General features: G+C 72.9%; 13 protein-coding genes. 8 read left to right on the top strand and 5 right to left on the bottom strand.

Annotated features, from left to right (window positions below):
• Window positions 1–84: 84 nt before the first annotated feature.
• A complete protein-coding gene (locus MWU75_RS11720; protein WP_247090833.1) occupies window positions 85–1,257 on the top strand; it encodes a class I SAM-dependent methyltransferase in 1,173 nt (390 codons plus the stop codon).
• A gap of 38 nt (window positions 1,258–1,295) precedes the next feature.
• On the top strand, window positions 1,296–3,503 hold the full coding sequence (locus tag MWU75_RS11725) for an alpha/beta fold hydrolase (RefSeq protein ID WP_247090841.1): 2,208 nt from the start codon (window positions 1,296–1,298) through the stop codon (window positions 3,501–3,503).
• A 317-nt stretch (window positions 3,504–3,820) separates the two neighbouring features.
• Here MWU75_RS11725 and MWU75_RS11730 read toward each other — a convergent pair whose 3' ends face one another.
• Entirely contained in the window at window positions 3,821–4,063 is a 243-nt protein-coding gene (locus MWU75_RS11730) for a type II toxin-antitoxin system prevent-host-death family antitoxin (protein WP_247090843.1), read from the bottom strand.
• A gap of 137 nt (window positions 4,064–4,200) precedes the next feature.
• Here MWU75_RS11730 and MWU75_RS11735 point away from each other — a divergent pair, with 137 nt between their 5' ends.
• The 5 genes from MWU75_RS11735 (at window position 4,201) to recD (ending at window position 14,451) form a co-directional block, all read left to right on the top strand.
• Window positions 4,201–4,665 carry a YbaK/EbsC family protein gene (locus tag MWU75_RS11735; protein ID WP_247090845.1) on the top strand — a complete coding sequence of 155 codons (465 nt, stop codon included), beginning with the start codon at window positions 4,201–4,203 and terminating at the stop codon, window positions 4,663–4,665.
• A gap of 25 nt (window positions 4,666–4,690) precedes the next feature.
• Entirely contained in the window at window positions 4,691–5,164 is a 474-nt protein-coding gene (locus MWU75_RS11740) for a GNAT family N-acetyltransferase (protein WP_247090847.1), read from the top strand.
• A 394-nt stretch (window positions 5,165–5,558) separates the two neighbouring features.
• Window positions 5,559–9,059, top strand: coding sequence for an exodeoxyribonuclease V subunit gamma (recC, locus tag MWU75_RS11745; RefSeq protein WP_247090849.1), 3,501 nt, complete (start codon window positions 5,559–5,561; stop codon window positions 9,057–9,059).
• Window positions 9,056–12,496 carry a UvrD-helicase domain-containing protein gene (locus tag MWU75_RS11750; RefSeq protein ID WP_247090851.1) on the top strand — a complete coding sequence of 1,147 codons (3,441 nt, stop codon included), beginning with the start codon at window positions 9,056–9,058 and terminating at the stop codon, window positions 12,494–12,496. The genes recC and MWU75_RS11750 overlap by 4 nt, the downstream gene beginning before the upstream one ends.
• Complete coding sequence (gene recD, locus MWU75_RS11755) at window positions 12,493–14,451, top strand: exodeoxyribonuclease V subunit alpha (RefSeq protein WP_247090853.1); 1,959 nt, start codon at window positions 12,493–12,495, stop codon at window positions 14,449–14,451. Before MWU75_RS11750 ends, recD begins: the two co-directional genes overlap by 4 nt.
• 97 nt (window positions 14,452–14,548) lie before the next feature.
• On the opposite strand, the gene MWU75_RS11760 is transcribed toward recD, so the two are convergent.
• From MWU75_RS11760 to MWU75_RS11775, 4 genes are all read right to left on the bottom strand, one after another.
• Entirely contained in the window at window positions 14,549–14,857 is a 309-nt protein-coding gene (locus tag MWU75_RS11760; protein WP_247090855.1) for a DivIVA domain-containing protein, read from the bottom strand.
• A gap of 6 nt (window positions 14,858–14,863) precedes the next feature.
• A complete protein-coding gene (locus MWU75_RS11765) occupies window positions 14,864–15,226 on the bottom strand; it encodes a DUF4333 domain-containing protein (RefSeq protein WP_247090857.1) in 363 nt (120 codons plus the stop codon).
• 116 nt (window positions 15,227–15,342) lie between these two features.
• A complete protein-coding gene (locus MWU75_RS11770; protein ID WP_247090861.1) occupies window positions 15,343–16,119 on the bottom strand; it encodes a hypothetical protein in 777 nt (258 codons plus the stop codon).
• A complete protein-coding gene (locus tag MWU75_RS11775) occupies window positions 16,116–16,706 on the bottom strand; it encodes a sigma-70 family RNA polymerase sigma factor (protein ID WP_247090862.1) in 591 nt (196 codons plus the stop codon). Before MWU75_RS11775 ends, MWU75_RS11770 begins: the two co-directional genes overlap by 4 nt.
• A 100-nt stretch (window positions 16,707–16,806) precedes the next feature.
• On the opposite strand from MWU75_RS11775, the gene MWU75_RS11780 reads away from it, so the two are divergent.
• On the top strand, window positions 16,807–17,433 hold the full coding sequence (locus tag MWU75_RS11780) for a hypothetical protein (protein ID WP_247090864.1): 627 nt from the start codon (window positions 16,807–16,809) through the stop codon (window positions 17,431–17,433).
• The last annotated feature ends 13 nt before the right edge of the window (window positions 17,434–17,446 follow it).

A 17,446-nucleotide genomic window follows, 5' to 3' on the forward strand; every position in this document is an offset into this window, starting at 1 on the left:
TGCGGACTAGGTGGGGCACCGGACGCGGTGAGGGGTCCGCGGGACGCAGCCTTGCGGCATACCGACCCCGAAGGAGGCTCACCGATGAGCACCGACACCAGTCCCACCACGCCAACCACGACCACGGTCACCTCCACCACGCCAACCACCACCACGGCAACCACGACCACGGCACCCTCCACTTCGGCCGAAGCAGCGCCGGAGATCGACATGGACGCCCTCATGGCGTTCGTCTTCCGCGCCGTGGACGAGGTGGGCGCGACACTCAACGCGGCACTCGTCGTGCTGGGCGACAAGCTCGGCTACTACCGTGACCTGGCCGCGCACGGCGCGAGCACGCCGGGCGAGCTGGCGCAGCGGACGGGGACGGCCGAGCCCTACGCCCGGGAGTGGCTCAACGCCCAGGCGGCGGGCAACTTCGTGACCTACGACCCGGGGGCGGGGCGCTACACGCTCCCGGCGGAGCAGGCCGTGGCGCTCACCGTGGAGGACAGCCCAGCGTTCCTGCCCGGCCTCTTTCAGATCGCGCTGGGCACCGTGCACGACATGGACCACATACTCGCCGCGGCCCGCAACGGCGCCGGCTTCGGCTGGCACGAGCACGTCACCGACGTGCACCTCGGCTGCGAGCGCTTCTTCCGCCCGAGCTATCACGCCCACCTGGTCCAGGAGTGGCTCCCGGCCCTCGACGGGGTCGTCGACAAGCTCCGGGCCGGGGCACATGTCGCCGACATCGGCTGCGGCCACGGGTCGTCCACCGTGCTGATGGCGCACGCATTCCCGCAGTCCCGGTTCATCGGCTACGACTACCACCCGGAGTCGATCGCCATCGCCCGGCAGCGGGCCCAGGACGCGGGGGTCGCGGACCGGGTGCGGTTCGCGGTCGCCACCGCCCAGTCGCTCCCCAGCGGGGACTTCGACCTGATCACCATGTTTGACTGTCTCCACGACATGGGTGACCCCGTGGGTGCCGCCGAGCAGGTGCACCAGGCGCTGCAGCCGGACGGGACCTGGATGGTGGTCGAGCCGATGGCCGGTGAGCACGTCGAGGACAACCTCAACCCGGTCGGCCGGGCCTACTACGGCTTCTCGACCCTGCTGTGCACCCCCGCCTCGCTCTCCCAGGACGTCGGGCTGGCCCTCGGCACCCAGGCCGGACCGGCCAGGATCCGCGACGTCGCGACAGCCGCCGGCTTCACCCGGTTCGGCACGGTCGCCCAGACCCCGTTCAACCGGGTCATGGAGATCCGCCGTTGACCCTCCTCACCGTCCCGGACCGGGCGCATACTGGGCAGATGGGCCGGAGCGACCCGAGTCCTCCCTGGCCGCCGGACCGCACCGGGACCGCGGTGCGGGACGGCGTCCGGATCCCGTATGCCGTGCACGGCGAGTCCCGCACGCCGACCGTCGTGCTGCTGCCGACCTGGTCGATCGTCCCGTCCCGGATCTGGAAGCACCAGGTGCCCACCCTGGCCCGCGACTTCCGGGTCGTGACGATTGAGGGACGGGGCAGTCCCAACGGTGACCAGCCGCGTGGGCCGGACGCCTATCTCGCCACGGAGATGGCCGCCGACGTGCTGGCGGTGATGGACGAGGTGGAGGTCACGCAGGCCGTCCTCGTGGGGTTCTCCATGGGTGGCCCGTGGGCCGCCCGGCTCGCCGCCGAGCAGCCCGAGCGGGTGAGCGGCCTGGTCCTGCTGGCCTCGTCCGGCGGCGGGATCAGGGACGAGGTCCGCGCCGACCCCTTCGACGCACGTCACCCGGACCCGCAGGGATGGGAGAAGTACAACCTGCACCACTGGACGGAGGGAGGCTGGCACGACTTCGTCCGATTCTTCTTCGACCGGATGTTCCCCGAGCCGCACTCGACGAAGCCGCTCGAGGACGCGATCCGGTGGGCCGACGGCGCCGACCCGCTGCGGATGGTGGACACCATCCTGGCCCTCCAGCGTGACGGCGGCGCAGCCGTGATGGAGGAGCTGTGTCGCCGGGTGCAGTGCCCGACCCTGGTGGTCGAGGGCCGGGTGGACCGGATCCGGCCGTGGCGCAACGGCGAGCGCCTGGCCGCGTGGACCGGCGGGCGACTGGTGGTCGCCGAGGGCAGCGGGCACGCGCCGCACGTGCGGGACCCGGTCATGATCAACCGGCTGCTCAAGGAGTTCGTGCTGAGCACGGACACCTCCAGCACAGGCACGTCCAGCACGGGCACCTCCAGCACCGGCACGTCCAGCACGGACACCTCCAGCACCGGCACGTCCAGCACAGGCACGACGCGCACCTGGGTGCGGGCCCGCAGCAGACCGCGCCGAGCGCTCTACCTGTCCTCCCCGATCGGTCTGGGGCACTGCCGCCGCGACCTGGCCGTGGCCGGCGAGCTGCGGCGGCACCATCCTGACCTGGAGATCGGCTGGCTCACCCAGGAACCAGTGACCCGTGTGCTGCGGGACGCCGGCGAGCGGGTGCACCCGGCGTGCGCATGGCTGGCCAACGAGTCCTCGCACATCGAGGAGGAGTCCGGCGAGCACGACCTGCACGCGTTCCAGGCGATCCGGCGGATGGACGAGATCATGGTCAACAACTTCATGGTCTTCGCGGACGTCGTGGAGGAGGGCAGCTACGACCTGGTGGTGGGCGACGAGGCGTGGGACGTGGACTACTTCCTGCACGAGAACCCCGAGCTCAAGCGGTTCAGCTTCGCCTGGATGACGGACTTCGTGGGGTGGGTGCCGATGCCCGACGGTGGCGCGGAAGAGGAGGCGCTGACGACGGACTACAACGCCGAGATGATCGAGCAGCGGGCGCGCTATAGGCGGGTGCGGGACGCGTCGGTCTTCGTCGGCTCGGCGGAGGACGTCGTGGACCTGCCGTTCGGGCCGGGGCTGCCGGGCATCCGCGCGTGGACCAAGGAGAACTTCGACTTCGCCGGCTACGTCACCGGGTTCGTGCCGCCGACCGAGGCCGAGCGGGCCGCGACCAGGCGACGCCTGCGCGTGGGTGAGGACGACCTGCTCTGTGTGGTCACCGTCGGCGGGTCGGGTGTCGGCGGGTCGCTGCTGCGGCGGGTCCTGGACGCCGTCCCGGCCGCCCGCCGTCTGGTCCCCGACCTGCACTTCCTCGTGGTGACCGGTCCTCGGCTCGACCCTGCCAGCCTGCCGCGGCGGCGGGGCGTGACCTACCGCGGCTACCTGCCCGACCTCTACCGTGAGCTCGCGGCGTGCGACCTGGCCGTGGTGCAGGGCGGGCTCACCACCTGCATGGAGCTGGCGGCCGCGGACCGGCCCTTCCTGTATGTCCCCCTGCAGCACCACTTCGAGCAGAACGTCCACGTCCGGCACCGCCTCGAGCGCTACGGCGCCGGGACCTGCGTGGAGTATGCCGACGCCTCCGACCCCGACCACCTCGCCGAGGCGATGGCCAAGGAGCTGCGGCGTGAGACGCGCGGGCTGGCCGTGGAGACCGATGGCGCCGCTCGCGCCGCATTGCTCCTGGCTCAGCTGCTGTGATGCTGGCCGGCACTGACCCGGTCCTCGGCCACGGCCTCGCGCTGGTCAAAGGGCGCTCTCCGGGGACGTGACATCGGTGCACCGTATGCACCAGAGTCGCTGGTGGTGCACACGCTGCACCAGGGTTGCCGCTGGTGCAGACGCTGCACCAGGGTTGCCGCTGGTGCACACGCTGCACCAAAGTTGCCGTTGGTGCACGCGGCGCACCAGTGTCACGTCCCCGGCAGGCCCGTGCTCTGCGCCGTCTCAGACGGTCGGTCCCGGCGCTCCGAGTCAGGCGGGACGCAACTTGCTGCTCGACGGACGTCGAGTCCGCATCACGCAAACGGGTCGATGACTGCGGCGTCCAGGGCAGCCACATCGGCCTCCACGGCCCGCGGGGCAGGCCCGTTCCACACACGGGCCAGGGCGGACCCAGTCACCCACTGACGGCGGTGGGCCGGGGACAACCCTGCCACTGGTCGACCCGCGACGGTCACGGTGAAAGACTCCCCTGCCTCGACCCGCCGCAGCACCTCTCCCACCTGGTTACGGAGAACCTTCTGCGGGATCACGTCCATGACACATGACGGTAGCGCTTCTGCCACCGACGTGCCTGGGCGTGCCATCTCGTCGACACGCCGCAACGCTGCCGGAAGGCAGGACAAGTGGGCACCCGCAGGCCACCCGCGGAGGTGCGTGACGGCATACTCTCGGCATGCACCCCCGCAACGAAGAGGTCCGCGCCGCGCTGCTGGAGGCCGGTGTCGACTCCCCGATCGTCGTGCTCGACGTGCACGCCCGCACCGCCGCGCTGGCCGCCGACCAGCTGGGTTGTGAGGTCGCCGCGATCGCCAACAGCCTGGTGCTGCTGGCTGACGGCGAGCCGCTGCTGGTGATGTCCAGCGGCGCCGCGCGCATCGACCCGGCCGTCGTCGCCGAGGCGGCCGGGGTGTCGGAGGTGACGATGGCCAAGGCCCCGGACGTGCGGGCGGCGACCGGCCAGGCGATCGGTGGAGTCGCGCCGACCGGCCACCCGAGCCGGCTGCGGGCGCTGGTCGACGAGGACCTGCGGGCGCACGACACGATCTGGGCGGCCGGCGGCACCCCGGACACGGTCGTCGAGCTGACCTTCGACCAGCTGGTGTCAGTCACCGGTGGCACCGTGGTGCGGGTCCGCTGAGATGGCTGGCGTCACGGTCCGGCAGGTGACGTCGGCGGATCTGCCGCACCTGGAGGAGCGCTGGCCGGTGCCCGGTGACGTCCACGCCGCTCACCTGCGTGCCCAGGAGCATGCCGCGGCGACCTTCCTCGTCGCGTGGTCCGGCGACGAGCCGCTCGGGTCGGCGAAGGTCCAGTGGGGAGGGCCGGTGGGGGCCGCGGCTCGCGACGCCTATCCGGAGGCGGTGGAGGTCAACCACCTGCAGGTGCGCGAGGAGCACCGCGGTCGCGGCGTGGGCACGGCGATCATCGCGGCCGCGGAGGAGCTGTGCCTCGCGCGTGGTCGACGCCAGGTGGCCGTGGGCGTCGGGCTCGAGAACGACGGCGCGGCGCGGCTCTACGAGCGGCTGGGCTACCGGCGGACCGGGGCGGTGGACACCAGTGAGTACGACTGGGTCGACGCCGACGGCACCGTCCACCACGAGGTGGAGCAGGACGAGCTGCTGGTCCGAGCACTCTGACCGTCACCCCCACGTCCTCGTCGAGCTCCCCGAGCGGAGGTGTCGACGTAGTCGATCACCGCCTCTGCTCCGCCACGAGGTCGCTCACGCTCCCGGCGACCTCGACGGGCGGCGGCCTTCGCCCGTGACGGCGTCCGGGTGACACGCGGCCTGCTGCGACGAGCCGCTCGAGCGACTGCCTGCTGATGGCGCTGTGCATTCGACCTAGCGTAGCCACGATTCACCACTCCGGACACGGTCGTCGACGGAATGTCCCTCGAAGTGTCTCGGACGGCAACCTCCGACGGGGCCGTTGTCCACAGCGATGCTTGGTGGGCCGTCGTGACGCACAGACCCGCGGCGGGTCCCGTGCCGAGTGGCCACGTTGTCAGCCCCGGCTCATAGGGTCAGGGTCATGACCTTGTTCGTGCACCGCGCGGTGAGCACCGACGTGCTCGCCGACGGCCTCGCCGAGCTCCTGTCGACGCCGCTGGAGGACCCGTTCGCGCAGGAGGTCGTCGCGGTGCCCGCCAAGGGCGTCGAGCGGTGGCTGGCCCAGCGCCTGTCGCACCGGCTGGGCGCCGGCGCGGGACGCGGCGACGGGGTCTGCGCGGGGGTGCGTTTCCTCAACCCGCACTCCCTGGTCTCCCTGGTGCTGGGCATCGAGCGGGACGACCCGTGGCACCCCGAGCAGGTGGCCTGGCCCGTGCTCCAGGCGATCGACGAGTCCCTCCAGGAGAGCTGGGCCAGCGCCCTGGCCATCCACCTCGGGGCGGCGGGCGAGGCCGAAGAGACCGAGCGCGGGCTCCGCCGCGGACGGCGTTATGCCGTGGCCCGCAGGCTGGCAGGACTCTTCTCCTCGTATGCCGTGCAGCGGCCCGCCCTCATCGCCGACTGGCGCGCGGGAGGCGCCGGGGACGGCCTGGGCGCGATTCTGCCCGACGACCTGGCCTGGCAGCCCCACCTGTGGCGGGCCGTGCTCGAGCTCGTCGACGCCACGCCGCCCGACGTCCGGCACCAGCAGGTGGTGGCGGCGCTGCGCGGCGGTGGCGACCCCGCGGGGCTCGAGCTGCCCGGCCGCCTCTCGCTGTTCGGCCACACCCGCATCGCGGCCAGCGAGATCGAGGTGATCGCCGCGCTCGGCGAGCACCGCGACGTGCACCTCTGGCTGCCGCAGGCCTCCCCGGCCGCCTGGGACGCCCTGTCGGGGGTCGTCGCCGAGGGCCCGGTCCTGCGCGCAGACGACCCGTCCGTGGACCACGTCAACCACCCCCTGCTGGCCTCCCTGGGCCGGGACGCCCGCGAGCTGCAACGCTCCCTCGCTCCCACCGGTGCGCGTGATGCCCGCCTGGGCGCGCTCCTGCCCGCGCCCGGCACGCCCGGGCCCGCCCCCGGTGACTCGGCACCTGGGTCGCTGCTCCAGTGGCTGCAGTATGACGTGGCGCGTGACTACGTCCCCACCGCCGCCGAGGCCGCGGGCCGGGTCCTGGCGGTGGGCGACGACTCCGTCCAGGTGCACGCCTGCCACGGCCGCGGCCGACAGGTGCAGGTGCTGCGTGACGTGCTCAGCGCCCTGCTGCAGGACGACCCCGACCTCGAGCCGCGCGACATCCTCGTCATGTGCCCGGACATCGACGCCTACGCCCCGCTGGTCCACGCCGGCTTCGGGCTGGGCGAGGTGGTGCGCGAGGAGTCCGGCGACGGGCACCCGGCCCACCGGCTGCGGGTGATGCTCGCGGACCGGGCCCCACGGCATACGAACCCCCTGCTCGCGCTGGCCGCCCGCCTGGTGGAGCTCGCGGGTGGACGGTTGACGGCGAGCGAGGTGCTCGACCTGGCCCGCTCTGAGCCGGTCCGGCGACGCTTCGGCCTGGACGACGACAGCCTGGACCGGATCGCCGGGTGGGTCGAGGACGTGGCGGTCCGGTGGGGGCTGGACGCCGAGCACCGGGCGACCTACGACCTGGGGAGGTTCCCGCAGAACACCTGGCGCACCGGGCTGGACCGGGTCCTCACCGGCGCCGCCCTGGACGGCAGGGACCTCACGCACCTCGGGCAGACCGTGGCGCTGGACGACCTGGACAGTGGCGACATCGATCTCGCCGGGCGGCTCGCCGAGTTGGTGGAGCGACTCGGCTCGACCCTCACCGCGCTGCACGGCTGCCGGCAGGCGGGCGACTGGAGCCGCACGCTGCGGGCCGGCGTACTGGGGCTGGCCACCACCACCGCCACGGACGCCTGGCAGGTGACCCAGCTGGAGCGCGAGCTGGCCCGGATCGAGGCGTCCGCGCGACGCGGCACCAGCTCCACCGAGTTGGCGCTCTCCGATGTCCGCGCCCTTCTCGAGGAGCACGTCACGGGCCGGGCCACCCGCACCAGCTTCCGCACCGGCACGCTGACGGTCTGCACGATGGTGCCGATGCGTTCCGTGCCGCACAAGGTGGTGGCCCTCGTCGGGATGGACGACGGCATCTTCCCGCGCACCACCACCCCGGACGGCGACGACGCCCTGGCCCGCACGCCCGTGACCGGCGAGCGTGACACCCGCGCCGAGGACCGGCAGCTGCTCCTCGACGCGGTCATGGCCGCCAGGCAGACGCTGGTCATCACCTACACCGGCGCTGACGAGCACAGCGGGGCCGAGCGCCCGCCGGCCGTGCCGCTGGGTGAGCTGCTGGACACCCTGGCGGAGACTGCCCAACGTCCCGCCGGTGCGCCCCCGCTCGTGCGCCGGCACCCGTTGCAGCCCTACGACGCCCGCAACCTCGGGGCCACCGTCCCCGGTGAGCCCGCCCTCCTGCCCGGTGACCAGCCGTTCAGCTTCGACCCCGCCGCGCTCGCCGGCGGCCGGGCGCACCAGGCGCGGCGCGCGGAGCCCCCTGCGGTGTCCGAGCCCGCGTCCGAGCCCGTGTCCGCCGCCCTGCTGCCCGAGCCCCTGCCCCCGCTGGCAGCTCGGGACCTCGCGCTCGAGGACCTCCAGCGATTCCTGGCCCAACCGGCCCAGGCCTTCCTGCGCCAGCGCCTCGGTCTGCTCCTCCCGGACGAGCCGGAGGAGCCCTCCGAGGGCATCCCGATCGATCTGGACGGGCTGGAGAGGTGGCAGATCGGGGACCGGATGCTGCGGGCGGTGCTCGACGGCACGCCGCCCGAGCGCGCACGGCAGCACGAGCTCTGGCGCGGGAGCGTGCCGCCCGGCGAGCTCGGCCGCGCGGTGCTGGACGAGATCTCCGGCCACGTCCGGGGCATCCACCTCGCCTCGCTCGCCCTCCACGACGGGCCCGCCTCGAGCATCGACATCGACGTCGAGTTGCCCGACGGCCGGCGTCTCATCGGGACCGTCCCCGGGCTCTACGCGTCGGCTCGCTGCGTCGTCACCAGCACCTACTCCTCGATCAAGGCCAAGCAGCGGCTGCGTTCATGGGTCACGGTGCTGGCGCTGGCCGCTGCCGGCCACGAGGACGCCACCAGCCACGTCGTCGGTCAACTCAGACGTGGCCGCAAGCCCGGCGTCGGCCACTACACCCACGGTCCCGTCCCGCAGGACATCGCGCTCACGCTGCTGGGGCAGCTCGTCGACCTGTACGACCGGGGCATGACCGCACCCCTGCCGCTCGGCGTGCAGACCGCCTGCGCGTTCGCCGAGTCCTTCCACGCAAGTGGCGACGAGCGCAGTGCGCTCTTCGACGCCGAGAAGTCGTGGAAGAGCAGCACCGGCGCCTTCTCCTTCACGGGCGAGCAGGACAACCCCGCCTTCGTGCGGGTCCTTGGGGCCGGGGCGAGGCTGGCCGACGTCGCGGGCACGCCGGCCGAGGACGAGCGGTGGGTCAAGGGACTCAGCACCCGGTTCGGGCAGCTGGCGTTCCGGGTCTGGCAGCCGCTGATCGCCACGGACGTGGAGCGGAGGGAGTGGGTGTGATCCAGGAACGCACGGTGGGCGACTTCTCGATCACCGACCCGCTGCCCTCCGGGACGGTGCTGCTCGAGGCGTCGGCCGGCACCGGCAAGACGTGGACCATCGCCGCCCTCGTCGCGCGCTACGTCGCCGAGGGCCACGCCCTGCTCACCGAGATGCTCATCATCACCTTCGGACGGGCCGCCAGCCAGGAGCTGCGCGCCAGGGTGCGGGAGCAGCTGGTCGAGCTGGAGCGGGCGCTGCACCACCCCGGGAAGTCAGCCGCGGGGAGCGGCCCCCTGCTCGACCTGCTGCTGGACGTCGACGACGTCGAACGCAGCCTGCGGCTCGGTCGGGTCCGCCGCGCGCTGACCTCCTTCGACGAGGCGACGATCGCCACCACCCACCAGTTCTGCCACCAGGTGCTGCGCTCGCTCGGGGTGGCGGGCACCTCCGACGCCTCCGCCCACCTGGTCGAGGACCTCGACGACCTGCTGGTGGAGGTCGTGGACGACCTCTACCTGCGCGGTTTCGTGGGCTCACGTGAGGAGCCCTTCTTCACCCGCAAGGAGGCCCTCGGCATCGCCCGCGCCGCGGTGGAGGACATCCACTCCCAGCTGCGGCCCGACCCGGACACCGGTGACCGTTCCTCCCCACCGGTGCGGCGTGCGGTCTTCGCCCAACGGGTGCGCGACGAGCTCGACCGGCGCAAGCGCCGGCTGCAGGTGATGCACTACAACGACCTCCTCACCCAGCTCGCTGGCGCCCTCCAGGATGCCGACTCCCTGGCCGCGCAGCGGATGCGCAGCCGGTGGCGGGTCGTGCTGGTCGACGAGTTCCAGGACACCGACCCGATCCAGTGGGAGGTCCTGGACCAGGCCTTCCGTGGCCACGCGACGATGGTGCTGATCGGCGACCCCAAGCAGGCGATCTACGCCTTCCGCGGCGGCGACGTCGTCACCTACCTGCGCGCCGAGGCGCACGCCGGCGAGCGCCGGACGCTGCCCACCAACTACCGCAGCGACGCACCGGTGGTCGACGCGCTCCAGGCGACCCTGCGCGGGGCCGCCCTCGGCGACGAGCAGATCACCGTCGTGCCGGTCAGGGCACACCACAGCGGCTCGCGACTCGCGGGACTGCCCCACCCCGGAGCCGTCCGGTTGCGGCAGGTCCTGAAGAAGGAGCACCTGCGCAACAGCACCACGATCGGCCCGACCCGCACCCACGTGTCGCGCGACCTGGCACTCGACATCGCCGCGCTCCTGGCCTCCGGCGCCACCTTCGACGAGCGCGCGCAGGATGCCGCCGGCGCGCCGCTGCCGCCCCGGCCGATCCAGGCCCGGGACGTCGCGGTCCTGACCTACGCCAGCCGTGACCTGCTCAACGCCCAGGCCGAGCTGCGGCGGGTCGGCATTCACGCGGTCAGCGCCGGTGGCGCCAGCGTACTGCGCAGCGAAGCGGCTCAGGAGTGGCTTGCCCTGCTCGACGCGATGGCCGCACCGCACCGCTCGATGCTCACCCGGGCCGCCGCCCTGACCAACCTGGTGGGTCTGACCGCCGCAGAGCTGGACAACGGCGGTGACGACCTGGACGACGAGCTCGCCGCCCGGATGCGCCGCCTCGCCGACGTCTACGCCAAGCAGGGGGCGGCCGCCGTGCTGGAGTCCCTCACCATCGGCGGCCTGCCTGCCCGGGTGCTGGGACAGGTCGGCGGCGAGCGTCAGCTCACCGACCTGCAGCACGTCGGCGAGCTGCTGCACGAGACCAGCCAACAGTCCTCCGGCGGCGGCCGACTGGGCCTGGCGACTCTCATCGAGTGGTTGCGGGCCCAGATGGCCGACGACGCGCCCCTGGTCTCCGGGGCACGCAGCCGGCGCCTGGACTCCGACGCCGCCGCCGTGCAGCTCGTGACGATCCACGCCAGCAAGGGTCTGCAGTACCCCATCGTCTACTGCCCCGCCCTGTTCGACCGCTGGGTCAGCAAGACACCGACCATCCCGCTGTTCCACGAGGACGGCGAGGAGCGGCTCCGCTGCCGCGACGTGGGCGGTGAGGACCCGGCCAACCCGGGGTGGGCCGAGTCCGTGGCCCGCCACAAGGCCGAGGACGCCGGCGAGGCCCTGCGCCTGCTCTACGTCGCCGTCACCCGCGCCCAGTCCCAGGTCGTGCTGTGGTGGTCACCCACCAACAACACCGGCAACTCCGCCCTGCACCGACTGCTGTTCGGCCGCGAGCCGGGCGGCGAGCCCCGGGTCCCCGACAGCGTCCCGGTCCCGCGCAACGACGCGGAGGCCTCCGCTCGTCTGCAGGAGTGGGCCGACCGGGGGGCCTTCACGCTCGAGCTGGCCGACCACGCCACCGCGACACCGGCCCCGCCCGCCGCCACCCGGCCCCACCTGTCCATCCGCGCACTGGACCGGGCCATCGACACGACCTGGCGGCGCACGTCCTACACCTCACTGTCCACCCCACGGGACACCGAGGGGCACGAGCTCACTGGCGGGGTCGGCAGCGAGCCCGAGGTCGCGCCCCGCGACGACGAGCCGGACACACCTCAGCCGGCTGCGGCCGTCGAGCCCGCACTCCCCGGCCTGGCAGCGGTCATCCCGGGCACCGACGTGCCCAGCCCGATGGCGGATCTGCCGGTCGGGGCGACCTTCGGCTCGCTGGTCCACGGCGTGCTCGAACACGCCGACCCGCAGGCGCCCGACCTGCGCGCCGAGTTCCTCGAGCACATCCACGAACAACGCGTGTGGTGGCCCGTCGACCTCGATCCGGAAGAGCTCGCCGACGCCCTGGTCGCCGTCTGTGACAGTCCGCTCGGGCCGCTCGCAGGCGATGCGACCCTGCGTCAGATCGGGCGACCGGACCGGCTGTGCGAGCTCGACTTCGAGCTGCCGCTGGGCGGCGGCGACGTGCGCGCCCGTCCCTCCGGCGCACGGCTGGGTGATCTCGCTCCGCTGCTGCGCGAACACCTGCCGCCGGGCGACGCCGTCCGCGCCTGGGCCGAGGTGCTCGACGCACAACCGGCACTGGCGGACCAGGACCTGCGCGGCTACCTGACCGGGTCGGTCGACGTGGTCCTGCGCACCGGCGGCCGCTACCTGGTGGTGGACTACAAGACGAACTGGCTCGGACCGTTCGGTGACCCGGAGCAGCCACTGACTGCCGCGTCCTACCGGCCGGAGGCGCTGGTCGAGGCGATGGGCCACTCCTCCTACCCGCTGCAGGCCCTGCTGTATGCCGTGGTCGCTCACCGGTTCCTGCGCTGGCGGGTCCGGGACTACACCCCGCGACGGCACCTCGGCGGGGTGCTCTACCTCTATGTGCGCGGGATGTGTGGGCCGCGGACTCCCGAGATCGACGGCAACCCGTGTGGTGTCTTCTCCTGGAAGCCACCGGTCGCGCTGGTGGAGGCGGTCTCCGACCTGCTGGACGGTGCCGAGGAGGGAGCGGCATGACCGAGACGACAACAGGGCCGAGTGGCTCACCCGGCCCGACCGGCGTTGCCCCGCTCGAGCTGTTCGAGGCCACCGACGAGCACGACCGCCGGATCGCGCGCGGGGCCAGTGGGGTGCTCGGGCAGCTCAACGCGGCGTGCCTGCTGACGTCCGCGGATCTGCACGTCGCCCGCACCCTCGCGCGGGCGGCAGGCGGGATCGAGGAGTCCTCGGTCGACGCCGCGCTGGTGGCTGCGGCCCTGGCGACCCGCGCCGTGCGCACCGGCTCGGTGGCCGTGGACCTGTCCCAGCTGGACCCCGCGCTGCGCACCCTGGACGAGCCGCCCGACCTGCCCTGGGCGGACTCCGCAGACTGGACCCGCCAGCTCCTGGACAGCTCCCTGGTCCGTCAGGGCGCCCTCGTCGTCGAGCACGGACTGGTCTATCTGCAGCGCTACCACCACCAGGAGGTCCAGGTCGTGCACGACCTGGTGACCCGGGCGGCGCAGCCACCACCGGTGCTGGACACCGAGCGCCTCGAGACCGCCCTGGCTCGCGTCTTCCCGCAGGGTTGGGAGGAACAGCGCGAGGCCGCGCGGGTGGCCACGGCCTCGTGGACAAGCGTCATCACCGGCGGACCGGGCACCGGCAAGACGAGCACGGTGGCAGGAGTGCTCGCGCTGCTCGCCGAGCAGGCCGGCACCGACCAGCTGCTGCGGGTTGGGCTGGCTGCTCCGACCGGCAAGGCCGCCGCCCGGATGCAGGAGGCCGTCGCCGAGGCACTGCAGGACATCCTGGCGCGCACCGACGACCCGGCCGCCCGCGCGGCCATCGAGCCGCTCCGCGACGTCACCGCGGTCACCCTGCACCGGCTCCTGGGGTACCGCCCAGGCTCCTCCACGCGCTTCCGCCACGACCGCGAGCACCACCTCCCGCACGACGTCGTCCTCATCGACGAGACCTCGATGGTGTCACTGACCCACATGGCTCGGTTGCTCGAGGCGTTGCGCCCGACCGCCCGGCTGATCCTGGTCGGCGACCCGAACCAGCTCGTCTCGATCGATGCCGGGGCGGTGCTGGCCGACCTGGTGGCCGGGGACGTCGAGGTCAAAGCCGTCGAGGACTCCCGGCCAGGTTCTGGGACCCCAGCCGGTTCCGGGACCAGAGCCGGTGCCGCTCCCCCGCGTCCGGTGACCGTGGCCCGGCTGCGCACCTCGCACCGCTTCGGCGAAGAGATCGGCACCCTCGCGGAGGCGCTGCGGGTGGGCGACGCGGACGCAGTCCTGGACGCCCTGCGCTCCGGCCACGGGAGCGACGGCCAGGTGACCTGGGTCGAGGATCCCGACCCCACGGCATACTTGCGGCCGTTGCTGACCCGACACGCCCTGGGCGTCTACCGCGCGGCCCAGGCGGGCCAGAGCCTGGAAGCCCTCGACCTGCTGGCCGCACACCGGCTGTTGTGCGCCCACCGCGAGGGACCGTGGGGTGTGCGGACCTGGAACCGGGCGGTCGAGGGCTGGCTCACCGAGGAGACCGGCGACGGGCTCTACGACCCGATGTATGTCGGGCGGCCGCTGCTGGTGACGGCCAACGACTACGCGACCGGCGTGTTCAACGGGGACACGGGGGTGGTCGTGGCCATCCGTCGGGAGGACGGACACAGTGGTCGGGTCGCGGTGGTGCGGGGCAGCGAGGGTGACCAGACCTTCGGGACCAGCCGCCTGGGCGACGTCGAGACGATGCATGCCATGACCGTGCACAAGGCGCAGGGCAGCCAGGCAGAGGAGATCACCGTGCTGCTGCCGCCGGAGGAGTCTCCTCTGCTGACACGCGAGCTCTTCTACACCGCCGTGACCCGGGCGCGGACCCGCGTGCGGGTGGTCGGCAGCGAGACCGCGGTCCGGGCTGCGGTCGGACGTCGGGTCCAGCGGGCCAGTGGGCTCCGACAGCGGCTGGCAGAGGTCACCGGCAGGTAGTGCGGTCTGGGGCGGTGTCGACCTGACGGTCACCCTCGCGGTCCGCTCAGCGGTCGCAGGGCCCGGTCCGGTCAGCGTCCGCAGTGCGCGGTACCCGTCAGCGGCCGTAGCGGTCCTTGAGGTCCCGGATCTGGTCCCGCAGCTGCTGCTCCTGGGCGCGCTCCTCCTCGGTCGGCTCCGTCCCCCCGAGGCCGACGGTCACCTCGTCCAGGAAGTTGTCGACCTCTTCCATGTCGTAGCCGCCGCGCCGGGTCGCGAAGCGCGCCCCGAGGATGTCGGGCACCGGGGCGCCAGTCGCCAGCGCGGTGAACAGTTGGTCCACGAAGGCGTCGACGTCGTCCGTGGCGTAGCCGGCTTTGAGGAAGCCGGCCGTGCGGAAGGTGGGGCGTCCTGCGGGATCGGTCATGGTCCTCTACTCCGTCGTCGTGTGGTCGTCGGTCAGACCGTGGTCGTCCGGGACGCCGACGGCCAGGGGCTCGAGCCGATAGCGGAGCTCGTCGCCGCTGACCTCGGTCACCACGACCCGCACCCGGTCCACGGGCTGGCCGAAGGCGTCCTCGTCGACGAGTTCGACCGTGCACACCGCCACGGTGCCAACGGTCGCCTCGACACCGGTGGGGCAGGTGACCGACTGCACCTCGATGCCCTGGGTGGCCAGGCCGTCGCGGACGCTCTGCTGCACGTCCGCCGCCGACACCTCGCCCCCGGCGCAGCCGCCCAGCAGCAGCGCGGCAGCCGCCACCACAGCACTGATCAGCCCGCGCTTCCGGCGCACGATGCCTCCTCCTGGCTTCCCTGACCTCGCCAACAGGGTAGGCCAGCCCAGGTCATCGGCGACAGCCGTCGCGGTCGGGGTGTCTCGGCGTCACACGGTCCCGGGGTGACTCGGCATCACAGGGTCGCGCTGGACCAGACGTTGCCGGACTCCGCGACGAGGTCGACGCCCTCGACGCCGGGGTCGGCGATCACCCAGCTGTTGGGCCGGTCCGCGTCCAGGGTCCACTGGCCCGCGTCCTGCGTGCTGCCGTCCAGCAGCCGCAGCCGGCACAGATAGCTGCGCCCCGGCTCGCCCGAGGCGATGTCCACGACCAGCATCGGCTCACCGTGGCTCCAGCTGCGGGAGACCGTCCCGACGCGGGCACCGTCCGCAGTCATCAGCGCTGCGCCGGAGGACACCTCGGGCCCTATCGACCCAGGGCTCTCGGTCGGTGCCTGCCGATCGGCCGTCGACGGCTGCTCGGTCGCGGGTGCTCCCCCGAGCCCGTCCCCGAGCGCCAGGGTCAGGCCCGACCCCGCCCCAAGGCCGATCACGGCGGCGGCCGCGACCCCCGCCCAGGGCGGCACCCGGCGGGAGCGGGGTGTGGGCACCTGCTTGGCCTGACCACCGACCAGCCCAACGGGCCGCGGACCCGCCGGTTCCCCACCGCTCATGCCGAGCCGGTCGAGCACGGCTGCGGTGAACCCGGTGCCGGGCTCCGCGCGGGGCACCGCGGGCAGGGTCGCCTCGACGGCGACGGACAGCGCGTCGAGGTCGGTGCGGCAGGCGGGGCAGTCCGCGACGTGCGCCACCACCGCGTCCCGTTGGGGCCCGGTGAGGTGCCCGAGAGCCAGGTCGACGAGCACCTCGGGGGCTGGGTGGTCGGTGTAGGGCCCGGCGTGCTCGGTCACGGGATCACCTCCTCCGGGTCGCTGCCAGCGTAGGCCGCGCGCAGGCGTTGCAGACCGTCCCGGATCCGGGTCTTGGCCGTGCCGAGCGGGATCTGCTCACGCTCACTGACCTCCCGTGCGGTGCAGCCGCCGACCACCGCGAGCACGACGGCGCGCGCCTGGCTCGGGGAGAGCTGGTGCAGCCGCTGGACCGCCCGCTCAGTCTCGAGGCGGTGGGCGGTGGTCTCAGCGAGGTCCGGCGAGCCGAGCGTGTCTTCCACGAGCTGGTCGAGGAACTCGCCGTCCGTGGGCACCGGGCGCCGGGCTCGGACGGCGTCGATCGCTGTGTTCCGGGTGATGGTGAGCAGCCAGGTGAGCACCGAGGCCCGCCGGATGTCGTAGCTGTCAGCAGCACGCCATGCCTTCACGAACACCTCCTGACTCACGTCCTCCGCCAACCCGGGGTCCCGGGTGATGCTCAGCGCCAGGCCGAACACGGCGCCCTGGAACCGCCGCACGAACGCGTCGGCCGCCTGGGGGTCGGCCAGCGCCAGCCCCGCGAGCAGCGAGGCATCGGCCGCCCGGTCGGCTCTCGGAAGGCGCGGCATGTCAGGGGATACGGGCGCACGACCCGGAGGGATTGGCCAATCTCCACGGCCACCCGGGGCCGTACCACCCTCCACGACAACTCCTATGACTGGAGGAACCATGAACCGCACACGCACGATGTTGCCCGCGACGGCGCTCATCGCCGCGACGGCGCTGGCCGCCTGCGGGAGCGACGACCCAGACCAGTCTGGCACCAATGCCACACCACCGGCCGAAACCACCACCGAGGAGATGACCGACGACGCGACGACGACGGAGGACATGACCGACGACGCGACGACGACCGAGGACACCGACGAGTCCACCGCCACCGACGACATGTCCGGGGAGACCGGCGGCGAGGCGATGGGTCCCGGGCCCGTGGTCGCGACGGCCGACACCGACCTGGGGACGATCCTGGTCGACGGCGAGGGGATGACCCTCTACCTGTTCACCCAGGACAGCCCGAACACCTCGGTGTGCTTCGACGACTGCCTCGCGGCCTGGCCCATCCTCGAGGGCGAGCCAACCGCCGGCGAGGGCACGGACGACAGCCTGCTCGGCTCGTTCGAGCGCGAGGACGGCACCGTCCAGGCGACGTATGACGGGTGGCCGCTGTACTACTTCGCCCAGGACCAGGCACCGGGTGACGTCACCGGCCAGGCCGTCAACGACGTCTGGTGGGTCATTGACGCCGACGGTGCGGCCATCACCGAGGCACCTCAGAGCGGTGGTCTGGGCTACTGACCAAGATCGCCCT

The organism is Ornithinimicrobium sp. F0845 (assembly GCF_023015765.1).
In the GTDB taxonomy this organism is placed as follows: Bacteria; Actinomycetota; Actinomycetes; order Actinomycetales; family Dermatophilaceae; genus Ornithinicoccus.